The sequence below is a fragment of the Paucibacter sp. JuS9 genome (assembly GCF_044043925.2).
GTDB lineage: Bacteria > Pseudomonadota > Gammaproteobacteria > Burkholderiales > Burkholderiaceae_C > JAUASW01.
Window position 1 is genome coordinate 2,175,723 of record NZ_CP194172.1, and the last position, 16,767, is coordinate 2,192,489.

At 65.2% G+C, this 16,767-nt stretch carries 14 protein-coding genes; 12 read left to right on the forward strand and 2 right to left on the reverse strand.

Going from position 1 to position 16,767, the window contains the following annotated elements; all coding sequences use genetic code 11:
* The first annotated feature begins 56 nt into the window (after positions 1-56).
* Entirely contained in the window at positions 57-1,610 is a 1,554-nt protein-coding gene (locus ABT392_RS09665) for a S10 family peptidase (protein WP_395385897.1), read from the forward strand.
* Between the two features lie 4 nt (positions 1,611-1,614).
* Here the strand turns inward: ABT392_RS09665 and murB are convergent, their stop codons facing one another.
* Entirely contained in the window at positions 1,615-2,643 is a 1,029-nt protein-coding gene (murB, locus tag ABT392_RS09670) for a UDP-N-acetylmuramate dehydrogenase (protein WP_395385896.1), read from the reverse strand.
* An 86-nt stretch (positions 2,644-2,729) separates the two neighbouring features.
* Here murB and ABT392_RS09675 point away from each other — a divergent pair, with 86 nt between their 5' ends.
* From ABT392_RS09675 to ABT392_RS09690, 4 genes are all read left to right on the forward strand, one after another.
* Complete coding sequence (locus tag ABT392_RS09675) at positions 2,730-3,224, forward strand: YajQ family cyclic di-GMP-binding protein (protein ID WP_334275654.1); 495 nt, start codon at positions 2,730-2,732, stop codon at positions 3,222-3,224.
* 20 nt (positions 3,225-3,244) lie between these two features.
* On the forward strand, positions 3,245-3,901 hold the full coding sequence (locus ABT392_RS09680) for a retropepsin-like aspartic protease family protein (protein WP_334275655.1): 657 nt from the start codon (positions 3,245-3,247) through the stop codon (positions 3,899-3,901).
* Positions 3,902-3,971: 70 nt separating this feature from the next.
* Positions 3,972-6,782, forward strand: a complete 2,811-nt coding sequence (gene prsT, locus ABT392_RS09685) for an XrtA/PEP-CTERM system TPR-repeat protein PrsT (protein ID WP_395385895.1) — start codon at positions 3,972-3,974, stop codon at positions 6,780-6,782.
* 163 nt (positions 6,783-6,945) lie between these two features.
* Positions 6,946-7,824: a PEP-CTERM sorting domain-containing protein gene (locus ABT392_RS09690; RefSeq protein ID WP_334275657.1), complete on the forward strand. Its 879-nt coding sequence runs from the start codon at positions 6,946-6,948 to the stop codon at positions 7,822-7,824.
* A 92-nt stretch (positions 7,825-7,916) separates the two neighbouring features.
* On the opposite strand, the gene ABT392_RS09695 is transcribed toward ABT392_RS09690, so the two are convergent.
* Positions 7,917-8,897, reverse strand: coding sequence for an isoaspartyl peptidase/L-asparaginase family protein (locus ABT392_RS09695; RefSeq protein WP_395385894.1), 981 nt, complete (start codon positions 8,895-8,897; stop codon positions 7,917-7,919).
* Between the two features lie 143 nt (positions 8,898-9,040).
* On the opposite strand from ABT392_RS09695, the gene ABT392_RS09700 reads away from it, so the two are divergent.
* The 7 genes from ABT392_RS09700 (at position 9,041) to ABT392_RS09730 (ending at position 16,690) form a co-directional block, all read left to right on the forward strand.
* Positions 9,041-10,219, forward strand: coding sequence for an acyl-CoA dehydrogenase family protein (locus ABT392_RS09700; RefSeq protein WP_334275659.1), 1,179 nt, complete (start codon positions 9,041-9,043; stop codon positions 10,217-10,219).
* Between the two features lie 20 nt (positions 10,220-10,239).
* Positions 10,240-11,349, forward strand: coding sequence for an acyl-CoA dehydrogenase family protein (locus ABT392_RS09705; RefSeq protein WP_395385893.1), 1,110 nt, complete (start codon positions 10,240-10,242; stop codon positions 11,347-11,349).
* Positions 11,350-11,396: 47 nt separating this feature from the next.
* Positions 11,397-11,936: a DUF3617 domain-containing protein gene (locus ABT392_RS09710; RefSeq protein ID WP_395385892.1), complete on the forward strand. Its 540-nt coding sequence runs from the start codon at positions 11,397-11,399 to the stop codon at positions 11,934-11,936.
* Positions 11,936-12,904, forward strand: coding sequence for a P1 family peptidase (locus ABT392_RS09715; RefSeq protein WP_395385891.1), 969 nt, complete (start codon positions 11,936-11,938; stop codon positions 12,902-12,904). The genes ABT392_RS09710 and ABT392_RS09715 overlap by 1 nt, the downstream gene beginning before the upstream one ends.
* A 7-nt stretch (positions 12,905-12,911) precedes the next feature.
* Complete coding sequence (locus ABT392_RS09720; protein WP_395385890.1) at positions 12,912-13,628, forward strand: pseudouridine synthase; 717 nt, start codon at positions 12,912-12,914, stop codon at positions 13,626-13,628.
* 178 nt (positions 13,629-13,806) lie between these two features.
* Positions 13,807-15,624, forward strand: coding sequence for an ATP-binding protein (locus ABT392_RS09725; protein ID WP_395385889.1), 1,818 nt, complete (start codon positions 13,807-13,809; stop codon positions 15,622-15,624).
* A 31-nt stretch (positions 15,625-15,655) separates the two neighbouring features.
* Entirely contained in the window at positions 15,656-16,690 is a 1,035-nt protein-coding gene (locus ABT392_RS09730) for a bifunctional riboflavin kinase/FAD synthetase (protein WP_395385888.1), read from the forward strand.
* Positions 16,691-16,767: the final 77 nt, after the last annotated feature.

The window sequence follows — 16,767 nt, forward strand, 5'->3', positions numbered from 1 at the left end:
TCGCCGGCGCAGAGAATCTCCTCCGCCCGGCCACGAAGGCCGACGAGGGAGAGGCGATGAAGAAAATCCAGTTGTCCGCGGTCCTGCTGGCCAGCCTGTGGCTGGTCGGCGCCCAAGCACAAGAGGCCGCTCGGCCTGCTGAGGCGGCCGCTTCGCCGCCCGCCGAACGCGCCAAGGCAGCGAGCGCGCCGGCCGAGCGCCAGGTGGCGGCCGAGTCGGCTGTCCATTCGACCGGCCAGGTCACCATCAAGGGCAAGTCCGTGCCCTACAAGGTGACCGCCGGCACCCAGCCGGTCTGGGACAAGGATGGCAAGGTCGTGGCCTCGCTGTTCTATACCTACTACCAGCGCAGCGATGTGGCCAACAAGGACACGCGTCCGCTGGTCATGTCGTTCAATGGCGGCCCGGGCTCGGCCTCGGTGTGGATGCACATCGCCTACACCGGCCCCAAGATGCTCAACATCGATGCCGAGGGCTATCCGCTACAGCCCTATGGCGTGCGCGACAACCCGCACTCCATCCTGGACGTGGCCGACATCGTCTTCATCGACCCGGTCAATACCGGCTTCTCTCGCATCCTGGACCCGAAGACCGACCGCAAGTTCTTCTTCGGCGTGAACGCCGACATCTCCTACCTGGCCGAATGGCTGGGCGCCTTCGTCTCTCGCAACGGCCGCTGGCAGTCGCCCAAGTACCTGATCGGTGAAAGCTACGGCACGAACCGGGTGTCAGGTCTTGCCAAGGAGCTGCAGAACAACCACTGGATGTATCTGAACGGCGTGATCCTGGTCTCGCCAACCGGCCTCGGCATCAAGCGCGAAGGCCCGGTGCGCGACGCCTTGAGCCTGCCCTACTACGCGGCAACAGCCTGGCACCACAAGGTGCTGCCCGTCGACCTGCAGCAGCGCGACCTCGCGCCGGTACTGGCAGAAGTGGAGGCTTTCACCCTCAATGAATTCATCCCGGTGCTGGCCAAGGGCGGCTTCATCGAGCCGGACCAACGCAAGGCCATGGCCGCCAAGATTGCGCGCTACTCGGGCCTGTCCGAGACGACGGTACTGCAGCACAACCTGGCCGTGCCGCCGTCCTACTTCTGGAAAGACCTGCTGCGCACGCGCGGCCAGACCGTGGGCCGGCTGGACTCGCGCTACCTGGGCATCGACCGCATGGAAGCCGGCAGTTCGCCCGACTACAACGCCGAGCTCACCTCCTGGCTGCACTCGTTCACGCCGGCGATCAACCACTACCTGCGCGAAACGCTGAAGTACAAGACCGACCTGAAGTACAACCTCTTCGGCCCGGTCCACCCCTGGGACAACAGCGACGACCAGACCGGCGAGAACCTGCGTCTGGCCATGGCGCAGAACCCCTATCTGCGCCTGCTCGTCCAGTCCGGCTACTACGACGGTGCCACCACCTATTTCGACGCCAAGTACACGATGTGGCAGCTCGACCCAAGCGGACGCATGAAGGACCGGATGGACTTCAAGGGCTACCGCAGCGGCCACATGATGTATCTGCGCTCGGAGGACCTGGCCACCTCGAATGAACACCTGCGGGAGTTCATCAAGAAGGCCACTCCGGCGCCCGGACAGGCAGCAAAGTATTGAAGGGTCAAATGACCACCGGCTCCGGCTCCAGCCGGATGCCGAAGCGGCCGTAGACGCTTTCCTGGATGGCCCGGGCCAGCGTCACCACCTCGGCGCCGCGGGCCTCGCCCTTGTTCACCAGGACCAGGGCCTGCTTTTCGTAGACAGCCGCACCGCCCACCGTCTTGCCCTTCCAGCCACAGGCATCGATCAGCCAGCCGGCGGCCAGCTTCACCGTGCCGTCCGGCATCGGGTAATGAACAATGTGCGGATCGCGGCCGATGATGTCGCGGCACTGCTCTTCCGTGACCACCGGGTTCTTGAAGAAGCTGCCGGCATTGCCGATGACTGCCGGGTCGGGCAGCTTGGCACGGCGGATGGCACAGACCCAGTCGAAGATCTGCTTCGCGTCCGGCGCCGTGATGCCGGTCTCGGCCATCTTGCGCTCCAGGTCCAGGTAGCCCAGCGAGGGCTGCCAGGGCTTGGGCAGGCGCAAGCGCACCTTGGTGATCACGCTCTTGCCGGCCAGGCCGCCAAAACCTGTCTGCTTGAACACCGAATCCCGGTAGCCGAAGGCGCACACCTCGGCCGGCAACACCGCCTTGCGGCCGGTGATCAGGTCGACCACTTCCACACTGTCCAGGCGGTCTTTCAGCTCGATGCCATAGGCGCCGATGTTCTGCACCGGTGCGGCGCCGGTGGTGCCGGGAATCAGCGCCAGGTTCTCCAGACCGGGATAACCCTGGGCAATGCTCCACGCCACGGCCTCATGCCAGGGCACGCCGGCGCCAACTTCCAGAATCCAGGCGTCCCGGCGCTCTTCAAGGAGACGGATGCCAGGGATCTCGATTTTCAGCACCACCGCCTCGACGTCTTTTGTCAGCACCAGATTGCTGCCACCGCCCAGCACGAACTTCGGCGCCAGGCCAAGCTCCGGGTGGTCCACGACCCGCCTCACATCGGCTTCCGAGCGAATGCGCACCAGACGCCGGGCCGTCGCCGGCAGGCCAAAAGTGTTGTAGGGCTTGAGGTTGACGTCGGATTCGATATCCAAAGCCAGTCCATTCGGGGGGTTCACAGGGGGGAGGGACATGGCAGAATTTTCCCCTGTTTCCCAATGCATTCAGCAGAAATCACCCAATGCCCAGTTTTGATACCGTTCTTGAGCCCGACATGGTCGAAATCCGCAATGGCGTCGACAACAGCGCCAAGGAGGTCGGCACGCGCTTCGATTTCAAGGGCACTGGCGCCCGCATCGAACTGAAGGACAAGGAAAAAGAGATCGTGCTGTACGGCGACAGCGATTTCCAGCTGGAGCAGCTCACCGCCGTGTTGATCGACAAGCTGACCAAGCGCAAGGTCGCGATCACCTATCTCGACATGGACGCCAAGGTCGAGAAGCTCGGCGGCGACAAGGTCAAGCAGGTCTACAAAGTCAAGGCCGGCATCGAATCCGACCTGGCCAAGAAGATCACCACTGCCGTCAAGAACAGCAAGCTCAAGGTGCAAGCCTCGATCCAGGGCGACACGGTCCGCATCACCGGCAAGAACCGGGACGACCTGCAGCAGGCCATCGCCCTGCTCAAGAAGGAGTTCGCCGAGACGCCGCTGTCCTACGACAACTTCCGCGACTGAGTCCTGCACACACCCGCCCCATGCGCTCCAGCCTGCCGCGCCTGATCCTGCTGCTGGGCGCCCTGCTCGGCCTGCAGGCGTCAGCCATGGCTGGCGTCAGTTTCAATGGCAGCCTGGGCAGCAAGGCCGCACTCCTCCTGATCGATGGCGAGGCCCGCACGGTGCAGCTCGGGCAGGTGGTCGATGGCGTCAAGCTGATCGCCATCCAGGACGACCGGGCCACGGTCGAGATCGACGGCCGCCGCCAGGTACTGGTGCTCGGCGCCTCGCCCGGCCGCTTGAACAACGCGGGGCCCGACAGTGCGCTCCCCAAGCAGATCATCCTCACGTCGGGCGCTGGTGGGCATTTCACGCCCCTGGGCAGCATCAACAACCATGCGGTCCAGTTCCTCGTCGATACAGGCGCCACTTCGGTTTCGATCACCCAGGCTGAAGCCGAGCGGATCGGCCTGCGCTATCGCAGTGGCCGCCGCGTGCTGACGCAGACCGCCAACGGCGTCGTGCCCGCCCACCTCACGGTGCTGGACTCCATCCGGGTCGGCGATGTGCTGGTGCGCAATGTCGAGGCCATCGTCATCCCCGGCGAGATGAGCCATGTGCTGCTGGGCAACAGCTTCCTGACGCGCTTTCTGATGAAGCGCGAGAACGATGTCATGACGCTGGAGCTGCGCTACTGAGGCGCCGCCCCTGGGCCGCTTGCTGCCCATGCAAGAATCTCAAGCCACCACCTTCAATTGATCGGACCGCATGACGCGCCTGAAGCCACTCGCCTCGCTGCTCACTGCTGCCTTGCTGGCCGGCGCGTCGCCGCTGCTGCACGCGGCGGATACCAACGACAAGGCAGCCCGCTACTACGAGGACGCGCTGGCCCGCTACGAGAAAAAGGACATTGCTGGCGCGATCATCCAGTTGAAGAATGCGCTGCAGGTCAACAAGGCCATGCTGCCGGTCCAGGTGCTGCTGGGCAAGGCGCTGCTGGCGAACTCGGACCCTGTGGGTGCAGAGGTCGCCTTCAACGAGGCCTTGCGGCTCGGCGTCAGCAAGGTCGAGGTGATCGTGCCGCTGGCTGAGGCCTTGCTGGCCCAGGGCAAACACAATCAACTGGTCGAATCCCAGCAGTTCGAGGCAAGCAGCCTGCCCCGCGAGATTCAGCAGAGCCTGTTGCTGATCAAGGCACAGGCCTGGGGCGACCTCGGCCAAAGCGCGCGCGCGCTGCAGGCCCTGGATGAGGCCCGTCGCCTGACGCCCCAGGCTGCCGAGGTGTGGCTGGCCGAGGTGCCACAACGCATCCGGACACGCCAATTCAAGGAGGCCAACGCAGCCTTGGAGCAGGCGGCCAAGCTGGGCGACCAAGGTAGCCTGTTCTTCTTTCAGCGAGCCTCGCTGCTCCACGTTCAAGCCAAGCTGACCGATGCACTGGCGGCCTACGACAAGGTCCTGCAGCTGACGCCCGATCACACGGAAGCTGCCGTTGCAAGGCTGGGCATCCTGCTGGACCTGAACCGGGACAAGGATGCCCAACGCGACCTTCAGATGCTGCTGACCCGGGTGCCGGATGAACCGCGCGCCATCTACGTACAGGCCTTGCTTGCCGAACGGGCCAACGACATGGTGGCAGCCCGGAAGGCCCTGACCCAGATCACGGCACTGATGGATCCGGTGCCCCTCGAGTTCATTCGCTACCGACCGCAATTCCTGCTGCTGAGCGGCATGTCGCATTTTGGCCTGGGCAACATGATCAAGGCCAAGCCCTATCTCGAAGCAGCGCTTCGCGTTCAGGGCCCAAGCCCGATCGCCAAGGTACTGGCTCGCGTCTATCTGGAAGACAAGGCGCCTGACAAGGCGGTCGAGGTGCTGGAGTCCTATCTGCGCACGGCCCCTGGGGACGGTGGCGCCTTGACTCTGCTGGCGTCGATCCAGACCGCTCAGGGTCGTCATGCCAAGGCCACGAATCTGATGCGCGAAGCCCTGGCCAGCAAGGACAACCCGGCCTTTCGTACGGTGCTCGGCCTGAGCCTGCTGCGTGGCGGAAAGACAGACGAGGCGGTTCAGTCACTGGAACAGGCCTACAAGAAGGACCCTGGGCAGGCCTATGCCGGCTCCGCGCTGGTCACGCTCTATCTGCGCGGAGGCCAGGTAGCCAAGGCCGTCACAGCAGCCGACTCACTGGCACGGCGATTCCCGAAGAACGCCAGCGTGCTGGTGTTGCAGGGCACGGCTCTCACCCAGGCAGGAGACCGCAAGCAGGCCCGCCGCGCCTATGAAGCGGCATTGAAAAATGCACCCGGACTGGTCCAGGCCGAACTGGGCCTGGCTCGACTGGACATTGCCGACCGCGCCTTCCAGGCAGCCGGTACCCGACTGGAAGCATTGAACAGGGCCAACGACCGCGACGTCAACGTATTGATGGAGCTGGCAAACCTGGCCGAAGCGCAGAACAAGCGCAGCGAGCTTGAACGCTGGTTGACCAAGGCGGACGACGCAAGCGAGCTGTCTGAACTCCGCCCCCGCCTGGCCATGGTCCACAACCAGATTCAGAAGAGAGACTACCCGCAGGCCCTTGAAGCCTCCAAGAAGCTGCTGAGCAAGGCCCCCGAAGATGCGCAGGTTCTGACCCTTCATGGTCGAGTTCAACTGCTCAACGGCGACCTGGTGGGCGCTCGCAACACATTGTCGGCAGCCTCACGGCGAGCGGCAGTCGTTGTACCTACGCTGCTGGCAATCGCCGAATTGCAACTCGAGGCCAAGGATGTAGCCGGTGCCAACTATTCGGTCGAGAAGATCTTGAGCGTGGAGCCCAACCTGGTGCGCGCCCAGTCCCTGATGACCGGCGTGGAAATCATGCAGGGTGAACTTGGCAAGGCAGAGCGCCGCGCCCTGCAACTGACCCAGACACAGCCCAAACTGGCAGCCGGCCACCACCTGTTGGCTGATATCGCCCTGGCCAACCGCAAACCGGCCGCTGCGCTGGACTCGCTGCGGCGCGCCCACCAGCTGGAACCTACCAATCTCAGCCTGTTGCGCCTCTTCAGCCTGCAGCAGAGCCTGGAGGGCCTGCGTCCGGCGTCACAGCCGGTGGAGGCCTGGCTCAAGCAGCACCCTCGCGACAGCCTCGTGCTGAAGGCCCTTGGCGATGCGCAGGCACGCAACAAGGCCTTCGACGCTGCCAGCAAGACTTATGAGCGCGCCTTGCAAGTCAACGCCAACGATGCCGAGGCCCTGAACAGCCAGGCTTCCGTGCTGCTCGCCCAGCGCAACACACGCTCGATAGCCTTGGCACAGCGAGCGGTGCAGCTGGAGCCCGGCAATTCTCTCTACCTGGATACGCTGGGCTGGTCGGAGTTTCAGTTGGGCCAGGCCGAGCGCGCCTTGCCCCTGCTGCGCGACGCGCGCCTGCGCAACCCCGGCAATGCCGAAATTCGCACCCACCTGGCCGAGGTCCTGATCAAGCTCGGCCGCAAGGCTGAAGCGCGCGCGGAACTCGAGCCTGCCGCCGACAACAAGATCGACAAGGAATCGGCGGCCCGGGCCAGCGCCCTGCTCCAGACCCTCAAGTAGGGGGAGCTATTTCCGTCGGAACAATTTACAGTCGCCTCAAAGCAAGCCCCAGATCCACCAGTAAGTCGTTGATTTTCATAGACTCCCAAACACTGGCCCACAAATTGCTTCTTGCAAGATCATCAAGCCGCGCAGCGATTGCAGGGCCCAGCTGGAGAATTTAATGAACAAACAAACCATGCGTCTCATCCTGGCAACCGTAACCAGCCTGCTCGGACTGGTGAGCACCCAGAGCGCGCAAGCCGCTACAACCTGGAACGGTTCCTGGAACTACAGCAATTGCTCGACTGCCTCGGTTTCCTACGGAAACAGCTACTCCTGCACCGATTCGATGGCCCCGGCCGATGCCAAGATGGGCATCACGGCATGGTCGTCCGATCTGAGCCCCTCAGTACAGAACTTCGTCGCAGCGGCCGTCGCCCCCTGGGGTAGCAGCGCCGGCTTCGGCATCGTCAACACCGAAGAATGCGCTGGCAAGTCCAATGCGTCGGGTTGGAACATCTGCGACCCGGGCACCGGCCCTCATGCAGCCGACAACGTCGGTCAGCTGGAAGGCTTCCTGCTCAACTTCACCAACCCTGGTGAGACCGTGTCTGTGGCCCTGAACAGTGTCACCATGGGCTGGAACGGTACCGACAATCCCTCCGGTTCCTATACCGACTCCGACATCTCGGTGTTCTACTGGGTTGGCGGCTCCGGTGGCCCGACCATGGGCTCGATCAGTTCCAGCGGCCTGCCGGCCACGGCTGGTTCGACGGCCAATGGCTGGAAGTTGCTCAACCACTACAGCAATGTGGGCTCGGCCGAACCCGACACCATGAGCTTCGGCAACACTGGCGCAGGTGCAGTCAGCTCCAGCTGGTGGTTCGTGAGTGCCTCCAACTCGGCTTCCGCCATCGGCAACGATGCCTTCAAGCTGCTGACGGTCGCCGGTACCGGCACCAGCACCGGCAAGACGCCGGAGCCGGGCTCCCTGGCCCTGGCTGGCCTGGCACTGTTCGGCATGGTCGGTCTGCGCCGCAAGGCCAAGCAGCAAGCCTGAGCGTCGCACCTCTGCGCTTCGCATGAATCGGCCCTTCGGGGCCGATTTGCTTTGGCGCTCCACAAAAATCGGCCCTGAAGGGCCGATTGCCATTAATGCGCCAGGTTTGCTGCTTCCTCGGCCTCGCCATAGATGCCAACAACGGGCGGCCGGCCTTGCTGCACGCTGCCGCGGTACATGCCCTCGGTATTGAAGGGCAGGCTGACGGCGCCGTCCTTGCTGACCGCTATCAAGCCGCCCTGCCCGGCCACACGGCCGAGTTTCTCGAAAACGACCCGGCGTGCTGCCTCGTCGAGGCTCAGCCCCGCATACTCCATCAGCGCACCCACCTCGCGCGCCGCAGCCACGCGAATGAAGGCCTCGCCGGTGCCCGTGCAAGACACGGCGCAGCTGTCGTCACTGGCATAGCAGCCCGCGCCTATCAGCGGTGAGTCACCCACGCGGCCCGGCAGCTTGTTGGTCATGCCACCGGTTGAGGTGGCCGCGGCCAGGTGGCCGGCCGCATCAAGCGCCACCGCGCCGACAGTGCCGAACTTCTTGCTCTCCATGATGGGCGTCGACGCCTGACCGTCATGATCCAGCAGCGCACCCGCCGCCTCGGCTCTGGCTCGGCGCAACTGTTCCAGCCGCTGCGGCGTGCCGAACCAGCCGGGATCGACCATCTCCATCCCGAGCTTCTCTACATAGGCTTCGGCGGCAGCGCCAATGAAGAGCAGATGCTCGCCGCGCTCCATCACCGCCCGAGCCGCCAGCACCGGATTGCGCACGCGGCTGACGCCGGCCACTGCACCTGCTGCGAGCGTGTGGCCGTTCATCACGCTGGCGTCGAGCTCATGTCGCTCGTCGGCCGTGTACACCGCGCCTTTTCCGGCATTGAACAGCGGGCATTCTTCCAGCCGTCGCACGGCTTCGCAGACCACATCCATGGCGTCTCTGCCATTCGCCAGCATCTGCTCGCCGGCTTGCAGGATGCTGCGCAATTCGGCGCGGTACTGCTGCTCCATCTCGGGTGACATCTTGCTGCGCAGCAAGGTGCCGGCGCCGCCGTGGATGGCAAGAACAGGTAGGGGCATGGCGTCGTGTCTCGAGCTTGTTGATGGCTGGGCAGTGTAGGCAAGCCCGCCCTGTCTCGACAGAGACAAGGAAAATGCGAACGCTCGTGCTAAAAATCGGCATCGCCCGCAGCATGCGGGTCGCAATGGATGGAGACGCCGTCATGGACCTGAACTTCACAGCCGAGGAACTGGCCTTCCGTGCCGAGATCCGGCAATGGGTGGCCGCCAATCTGCCGGCCGACATCAGCCACAAGGTGCACAACGCGCTGCGCCTCAACAAGGACGATCTGCAGCGCTGGGCCAAGCTCCTGGGCAAGCAGGGCTGGCATGGCTGGGCCTGGCCCAAGCAGTTCGGCGGCCCGGGCTGGAACGCGGTGCAGCGCCATCTGTTCGAAGAAGAATGCGCCCTGGCCGGCGCGCCCCGCATCGTGCCCTTCGGCCCGGTGATGGTGGCGCCGGTGATCATGGCCTTCGGCACGCCCGAGCAGCAGCAACGTCACCTGCCCGGCATCATGAGCGGCGAGGTCTGGTGGAGCCAGGGCTACAGTGAGCCAGGCTCGGGCTCGGACCTGGCCTCGGTCAAGTGCCGAGCAGAGCGCAAGGGCGACAAATACATCGTCAACGGTCAGAAGACCTGGACTACGCTGGGCCAGTTCGGCGACTGGATCTTCTGCCTGGTACGCACCGACAGCTCGGTCAAGCCGCAGGCCGGCATCAGCTTCCTCTTGATCGACATGAAGTCGCCCGGCGTCACCGTGCGCCCCATCATCATGCTGGACGGCGAGCATGAGGTGAACGAGGTGTTCTTCGACAACGTCGAGGTGCCGGCCGAGAACCTGGTCGGCGAGGAGAACAAGGGCTGGACCTATGCCAAGTACCTCTTGGCCCATGAGCGCACCAATATCGCCGACGTGAACCGCGCCAAGCGCGAGCTGGAGCGCCTGAAGCGCATCGCCAAGGCCGAGGGCGTCTATGAGGACTCGCGCTTCCGCGATCAGATCGCACTGCTCGAGGTCGACATCGTGGCGCTGGAAATGATGGTGCTGCGCGTACTCTCGGCCGAGAAGAGTGGCAAACAGTCCCTGGACGTGGCCGGCCTCCTGAAGATTCGCGGCAGCGAGATCCAGCAGCGCTATTCCGAGCTCCTGATGCTGGCTGGCGGGCCCTTCTCCCTACCCTTCATCCACGAGGCGATGGAAGCCGGATGGCAAGGCGATTACGTGGGCGCAGCGCATTGCGCGCCTCTCGCCAGCCACTACTTCAACTACCGCAAGACCACCATCTACGGCGGCTCCAACGAAGTGCAGCGCAACATCGTTGCCCAGACCGTTCTCGGTTGAAAGTACAAGGAGACAAGCACATGGACTTCGATTTCACCGACGACCAGGAATCGCTGCGCGACGCGGTGCGCCGCTGGGTGGACAAGGACTACGGCTTCGAGCACCGTCGCGGCATTGTGAAAGCCGGCGGCTTCTCGCGCGAAGCCTGGGATGGCCTCGTGGGCCTGGGCCTCACCGCATTGGCCGTCTCCGAGGAACACGGCGGCATGGGCTTCGGCCCCGTCGATGCCATGGTGGTGATGGAGGAGCTGGGCCGCGGCATCGTGATGGAGCCCTACGCCCAGGCCGGCCTGATTGCACCGTCCGTCCTTCGTCAAGCGCCGGCAGAGGTGCAAGCCGAATGGCTGCCCAAGATTGCTGGCGGCGAAGCCTTGATCGTCCTCGCTCACCAGGAGCGCGGCGCACGTTACAAGCTGGACAAGGTCACGGCGCGCGCCGACGGTCAAACAGTGACGGGCACCAAGAGCCTCGTCCCCTGCGGAGATCAGGCCGATGCCTTCATCGTGCCGGCCGACACCGGCGCTGGCATCGCGCTCTACCTGGTCCAGCGCTCGGCGAGCGGCGTGAGCACGCGTGGCTACAGCCTGCAAGATGGTTCGCGTGCGGCCGACGTCAGGTTCGACAAGTCGCCGGCCACGCTGCTGGTGGGCCCGTCGCAAGGTCTTGCCGTTCTTGAGCTGGCGGTTGACGTCGGCATCGCCGCGCTGTGCGCCGAAGGCGTGGGAGCCATGGAGGCGCTGCTCGCCATCACGGTCGAATACATGAACACGCGCAAGCAGTTCGGTGTGGCCATTGCGAGCTTCCAGGCACTTCGCCATCGCATTGCCGACGTGAAGATGCAGCTGGAGCTGGCGCGCTCGATGAGCTACTTTGCCAGCTTGAAGCTCGGCGAAGAACCCGCCGTGCGGCGCCGCGCGCTCGCGCAGGCCAAGCTGCAGCTGTGCAATTCGGCCCGCTACGTTGGCCAGCAGTGCACGCAATTGCATGGCGGCATCGGCGTGACCGACGAATACATCTCCAGCCACTATTTCAAGCGCCTGACCGCGATGGAAATGCAGTTCGGCGACAGCCTGCACCAGCTCGCCGAGGTCAGTGCCCGCATGCAGGATCAGGCTGGCGTGTTTGCCTGAGGCACCCTAGACTCCTTCGGACCACATCGGCCCCGAAGGAGTCTGGGATGAAGCATCTTGTCCGCCTCACTGTGTTCGGCCTGTTGAGCCTGCCCTTGCTTGTCCAGGCCCAAGGCATGAAGCCCGGCCTCTGGGAAATGACGCAGAAGCCCCAGCTCGACCCCGCGCAGCAAGCCAAGATGGAGCAGGCCCAGAAGCAGATGGCTGCCATGCCGGCCGAGCAGCGCAAGATGATGGAGCAGATGATGAGCCAGCGCGGCATGTCGATGAGCGCGATGGCTGGCGGCGTCATCAGCATCAAGACCTGCATCAGCAAGGAACAGGCCGAGCGGCACGAAATGCCGGTCAGCGAAAACGGCCGCTGCAAGCATGACGTGCAGCGCAGCGGCAAGACGGTGAAAACGCACTTCGTCTGCACCGACCCCGCAACGGAAGGCGATGGCGAGTTCACCTTCGACAGCCCCGAGCACTACACCAACAAGCTGAGCATCAAGCGCGGCGACAAGCTCATGACCATCACAGGCGAAGCGCGCTGGCTGGGCGGCGATTGCGGCGATATCAAGCCTCACGGGGCGCACAAGCATTGATGGCGGCGCTGCTGAATTCGCTGGGCCCCATTGCCGGCCTGCGGGTCGGACATTTCACGGAAACGCGCCGCCCCACCGGCTGCACGGTGCTGCTTTGCGAGCAGGGCGCCGTTGCCGGCGTCGATGTACGCGGCGCAGCGCCGGGCACGCGAGAAACCGATCTCCTGCGCCCCGAGAACACCGTTCAGCAAGTGCACGCCATCCTGCTCAGCGGCGGCAGCGCCTTTGGTCTGGATGCCGCCAGCGGCGTGATGCGCTGGCTGCGTGAGCGCGGCCATGGCCTTCAGGTCGGGTCGGCCTGCGTGCCCATCGTGCCGGGCGCCGTGCTGTTCGATCTCTGGCTGGGCGATCCGAACATCACGCCCGATGCCGCCGCCGGCTATGCAGCCTGCGAGGCCGCCACGGTCGACGCGATGATGGGTTCCATCGGTGCCGGCGCTGGCGCGACGGTCGGCAAGCTCTTCGGCCCACAGCAGGCGATGAAGGGGGGCATCGGCTGCGCCTCGTTGACACTGAACGGCATCACGGTCGCAGCGCTGGTAGCCGTCAATGCAGTTGGCGATGTGATCGACCCGGCATCGGGCCAGGTGCTTGCAGGTGCACGCGGCAGCAACGGCCAGCCGATCAACACCATGGCAGCCCTGAAAGCGGGCCAGTCCCCGGCGCAGATGCTCAAAGGCGCGAACACCACCATAGGCGTCGTTGTCACGAACGCAGAGCTGGACAAGGCCCAAGCCACCAAGCTGGCCCAGATGTCGCACGACGGCCTGGCTCGCACGATCAACCCGGTGCACACGCCCAGCGATGGCGACGTGATGTTTGCGCTGGCAACCGGTGGTGCCGGCTGCAGCGCCGATCTGACCTGGTTGGGGGCACTGGCAGCTGAAGTCACGGGCCAAGCCGTCTTGAGCGCGATTCGCAGCGCCACCGGCCTGCCTGGCCTGCCCGCAGCGGGCGAGCTTGGATAATGGCGCCATGCGCTTGTCACAGATTCTCTATTCCCAGGGCTTCGGCACCCGCCGTCTTTGCAACGGCCTGATCTACAACGACGAGGTCAAGGTCAATGGCGAGGTGGTCGATGATCCCGATGCTGAATTCGATCCCAAGGGCTTCGTGTTCGAGGTCAGCGGCAAGACCTGGCCCTTTTACGAGAAGGCACTCATCCTCCTGAACAAGCCGAGCGGCTATGAGTGTTCGCAAAAGCCCAAGCACCATCCGAGCGTGATGAGCCTCCTGCCCGGCCCCTTGCGCGAGCGCAATGTGCAGCCGGTGGGTCGCCTCGATGAAGACACGACCGGCCTGCTCCTGCTGACCGATGACGGCAGCCTGATCCACAAGCTCACCAGCCCCAAGCACCATGTGCCCAAGGTCTACGAGGCCCGCTGCAAGCACCCGCTGACCGATGAGCAGGTGCAACGCCTCCTGGACGGCGTCGAGCTGCGGGAGCCCGATGCGCCGGCGCACTACAAGCCCGAACCGGCACGCGCAGAAGGTGCGGAAAGGGTCGACGAGCATCTGCTGCGCCTGACCCTGATCGAGGGCAAATACCACCAGGTCAAGCGCATGGTCGCGGCCGTGGGCAATCGGGTCGAGGCTCTGCATCGTCCCCAGTTCGGCGCCTTGACGATTCCGGCCGACCTGCCACCCGGCGGCTGGATCTGGATCGCCGACCCAGCACAGATTTCCCCCTGATCCGGTGACGCCGCAGCGGCTGCGGCGCCCGCACCACGTTTCGGGGTTGTTCCTAGGCCGGGACTTCCAAGCGCTGTGCCGAAATGGCGCCCAGTGAGTTTGGGAGCTTGAGCCACCCGTCAGCACGCTGAGACCCGCCCCAAAACCTGGGCCGGCAGCAGACGGGCAAGAGATGCCGATGAGTGAAGCCCCCACGATGGGCCGAGGGACGCCGGGCCGCCTGGCCCAGATTGCCGAGCAGGTGCAGGCAGAGCGCATTGCCACGCTGTATGCCCTGAGCATGCCGCCGCTGCTGTTGGGCCTGTTGTTCAGCGGCTTTGCTGCGCTGATGCTGTGGCCACACCTGGCCGCCACCATTCTTGTGCCCTGGCTCGCGGTGCGCGCGGCGCTGGTGGCCGTGCGCTCCATCGATGTCTGGCGCTATCAGCGCCTGCGCCCCTCCGGCAGTGCCGCCCTGCCTTGGGAACGCCGCTACCTCGTCCTGATGGCGCTGGACGCGCTGTCCTGGGGCGCCATGGGCTGGTTCTTCCACACGCCGGCCGTGCCCGAATTGAACGGCATCGTGCTGGCCGCTGTGGTCGGCCTGGGTGCCATCGGTCTGATTTCGCTGGGCAGCCACTGGCGCGCCAACCTGCTGTTCTGCAGCCTGGCCTTTGCGCCCTCGGCAGCCTATCAATTGAACCTGGGCACTTCGACCGGCGTTTTCGTGGCCGGCGGCTTCGTGCTCTTTCTTGCCACGCTGACGCTCGAATCACGCCGGCTGGAAGCCCGCCACGACGAGCTCTTGCGCCTGCGCTTCGAGAACGCGCTGATCGCCGACGAGCGGCAGCAGGGGCTGCAATCGGCCGAGCATTCCAGCACCAGCAAGAGCCGCTTTGTGGCCATGCTGAGCCATGAGATCCGCACGCCGCTGAACGGCATCCTCGGCATGACCCAGTTGCTGGCCCGTGGCGACCTCGCTGCGCAGCAGCGCGAGCAGGTCGAGATCGTGCGCCGCTCGGGCCGCCATCTGCTGGCCCTGGTCAACGACATGCTAGACCTTGCGCGCATCGAATCAGGCAAGCTGGCGGTGGACGCCGGGCCGCTGGACGTGCGCGAAGTGGCGGGCGACGTGTGCGCCCTGCTGGGCCAGTCGGCGCATGAAAAAGGCCTGTCCTTCGAACTGCAGATGAGCCCCGGCCTGCCCGCCCTGGTGCTGGGCGATGCCTCGCGCATCAAGCAGGTGCTGCACAACCTGATAGGCAATGCGATCAAGTTCACCGAGCGCGGCCAGGTGCTGGTCAAGCTGGGCACCGTTCTGGACATGCGCGCCGGCACGCTCCTGCGCTTTGTCGTGCAGGACAGCGGCGAAGGCATTGCCGCCGACCAGCTGGAACACATCTTCGCGCCCTTCGAGCAAGCGGCCGCCGGCCTGCGCCGCCAGGAGGGTGCAGGCCTCGGGCTGACTATCTCGCGCGAGCTGGCACGCGCCATGGGCGGTGATCTGTGCTGCAGCTCCACGCCGGGCGAAGGCTCGCAGTTCGAGTTCACCCTGCCCTTGCGCGCTGTCGTGCCCACCGCGGCCGAGCAAGCGGCCAATGACGAAGGTGACGGCGCCAAGCTCAGCGGCCACGTGCTCGTGGTCGACGACAGCGCGGTCAACCTGCTCGTGGCCTCGGCCATGCTGGAGGCGGGCGGCTTGCGTGTCGAACAGGCCGAGACCGGCATGCAGGCCTTGAGCCGGCTGCAATCGCAGCGCTTCGACCTGGTGCTGATGGACTGCCAGATGCATGGCATGGACGGTTTCCAGACCACCAGCCGCTGGCGAGAACTGGAGCTGGAGCAAGGGCTGGCGCGCCTGCCCATCGTGGCCCTGACCGCCAGCGCAGTGAATGGCGACCGCGACCGCTGCATCGCCGCCGGCATGGACGACTACCTGCTCAAGCCCTTCGAGCAGGGCGACCTGATGGCGGTGCTGGCACGCCATCTGCGCGCCGGCGAGCGGCTGGCCGCCTGAAGTGCCGCCGCGGCCGACGATAATCGGCCGCATGCATGTCTTCCGAGGCTTTCACCACCCGGGCATCGCGTCCGAGTGCGCGCTGACCATAGGCAATTTCGACGGCGTCCACCGCGGCCACCAGGCCATGCTGGCACTGCTGCGCTCGGAGGCCAGGCACCGCGGCCTGCCATCCTGCGTGATGAGCTTCGAGCCGCATCCGCGCGACTATTTCGCCGCCCGCCTGGGCAAGCCCGAAATGGCGCCGGCCCGCATCGCCACCTTGCGCGACAAGCTCGGCGAACTGGAGCGATGCGGCATCGACCAGGTGATCGTGCTGCGCTTCGACGAGCGGCTCTCGAGCCTGCCGGCGCCGGACTTCATCGACAAGGTGCTGGTGCAAGGCCTGGGCGCACGCTATGTGCTCGTGGGCGATGACTTCCGCTTCGGTGCCAAGCGCCAGGGCGACTACGCGACGCTGGACGCCGCTGGCCGCGCCAAGGGCTTCGACGTGGCGCGGATGATGAGCTACGAGGTGCATGGCCTGCGTGTCTCCAGCTCGGCGGTACGCGAGGCGCTCGCGGCTGGCCGCATGGAAGCGGCCGCCGCCTTGTTGGGCCGCCCCTATTCGATCTCCGGCCATGTGGTCCACGGCCAGAAGCTCGGCCGCCAGTTGGCCGAATCGGCACCGGGCGCATCCGATGGCTTTCGCACCCTGAACCTGCGCTTCAACCACGACAAACCGGCCGCGCAAGGCATCTTTGCCGTGCGTGTTCATGGCCTTGCCGACGGGCCGGTGGATGGCGTGGCATCGCTCGGCGTTCGGCCCACCGTGGAAGATGCCGGACGGGTGCTGCTGGAGGTCCATTGCCTGGACTGGCCGGCCGAACTGGGGCCGGATGGGGCCTACGGTAAACTCGTGCGCGTGGAACTCTTGCACAAACTGCGCGATGAGGCCCGATTCGACGGCCTCCCGGCCCTGACCGAAGCGATTCGCCAGGACGTGGAGCAGGCACGCGCCTACCTGGCCCAAGAGGCCGCCTCCTACGTCAAGGTCAGTCGCCAGACCACGCGCGACCGAATTTGAAGCGGCCCTGTGCCGCTCCCGCTGCTTGCTGCCGGCGCGCCGACTCTTCGCGCGCCCTCCTCCTTACCGCGGGTCGT

What these genes read in the sequence shown, in the direction of transcription:
- ABT392_RS09665 (WP_395385897.1), top strand. Translation starts at nt 57, where the DNA reads ATGAAGAAAATCCAGTTGTCCGCGGTCCTGCTGGCCAGCCTGTGGCTG.
- ABT392_RS09675 (WP_334275654.1), top strand. Translation starts at nt 2,730, where the DNA reads ATGCCCAGTTTTGATACCGTTCTTGAGCCCGACATGGTCGAAATCCGC.
- ABT392_RS09680 (WP_334275655.1), top strand. Translation starts at nt 3,245, where the DNA reads ATGCGCTCCAGCCTGCCGCGCCTGATCCTGCTGCTGGGCGCCCTGCTC.
- prsT (WP_395385895.1), top strand. Translation starts at nt 3,972, where the DNA reads ATGACGCGCCTGAAGCCACTCGCCTCGCTGCTCACTGCTGCCTTGCTG.
- ABT392_RS09690 (WP_334275657.1), top strand. Translation starts at nt 6,946, where the DNA reads ATGAACAAACAAACCATGCGTCTCATCCTGGCAACCGTAACCAGCCTG.
- ABT392_RS09695 (WP_395385894.1), bottom strand. Translation starts at nt 8,897, where the DNA reads ATGCCCCTACCTGTTCTTGCCATCCACGGCGGCGCCGGCACCTTGCTG.
- ABT392_RS09700 (WP_334275659.1), top strand. Translation starts at nt 9,041, where the DNA reads ATGGACCTGAACTTCACAGCCGAGGAACTGGCCTTCCGTGCCGAGATC.
- ABT392_RS09705 (WP_395385893.1), top strand. Translation starts at nt 10,240, where the DNA reads ATGGACTTCGATTTCACCGACGACCAGGAATCGCTGCGCGACGCGGTG.
- ABT392_RS09710 (WP_395385892.1), top strand. Translation starts at nt 11,397, where the DNA reads ATGAAGCATCTTGTCCGCCTCACTGTGTTCGGCCTGTTGAGCCTGCCC.
- ABT392_RS09715 (WP_395385891.1), top strand. Translation starts at nt 11,936, where the DNA reads ATGGCGGCGCTGCTGAATTCGCTGGGCCCCATTGCCGGCCTGCGGGTC.
- ABT392_RS09720 (WP_395385890.1), top strand. Translation starts at nt 12,912, where the DNA reads ATGCGCTTGTCACAGATTCTCTATTCCCAGGGCTTCGGCACCCGCCGT.
- ABT392_RS09725 (WP_395385889.1), top strand. Translation starts at nt 13,807, where the DNA reads ATGAGTGAAGCCCCCACGATGGGCCGAGGGACGCCGGGCCGCCTGGCC.
- ABT392_RS09730 (WP_395385888.1), top strand. Translation starts at nt 15,656, where the DNA reads ATGCATGTCTTCCGAGGCTTTCACCACCCGGGCATCGCGTCCGAGTGC.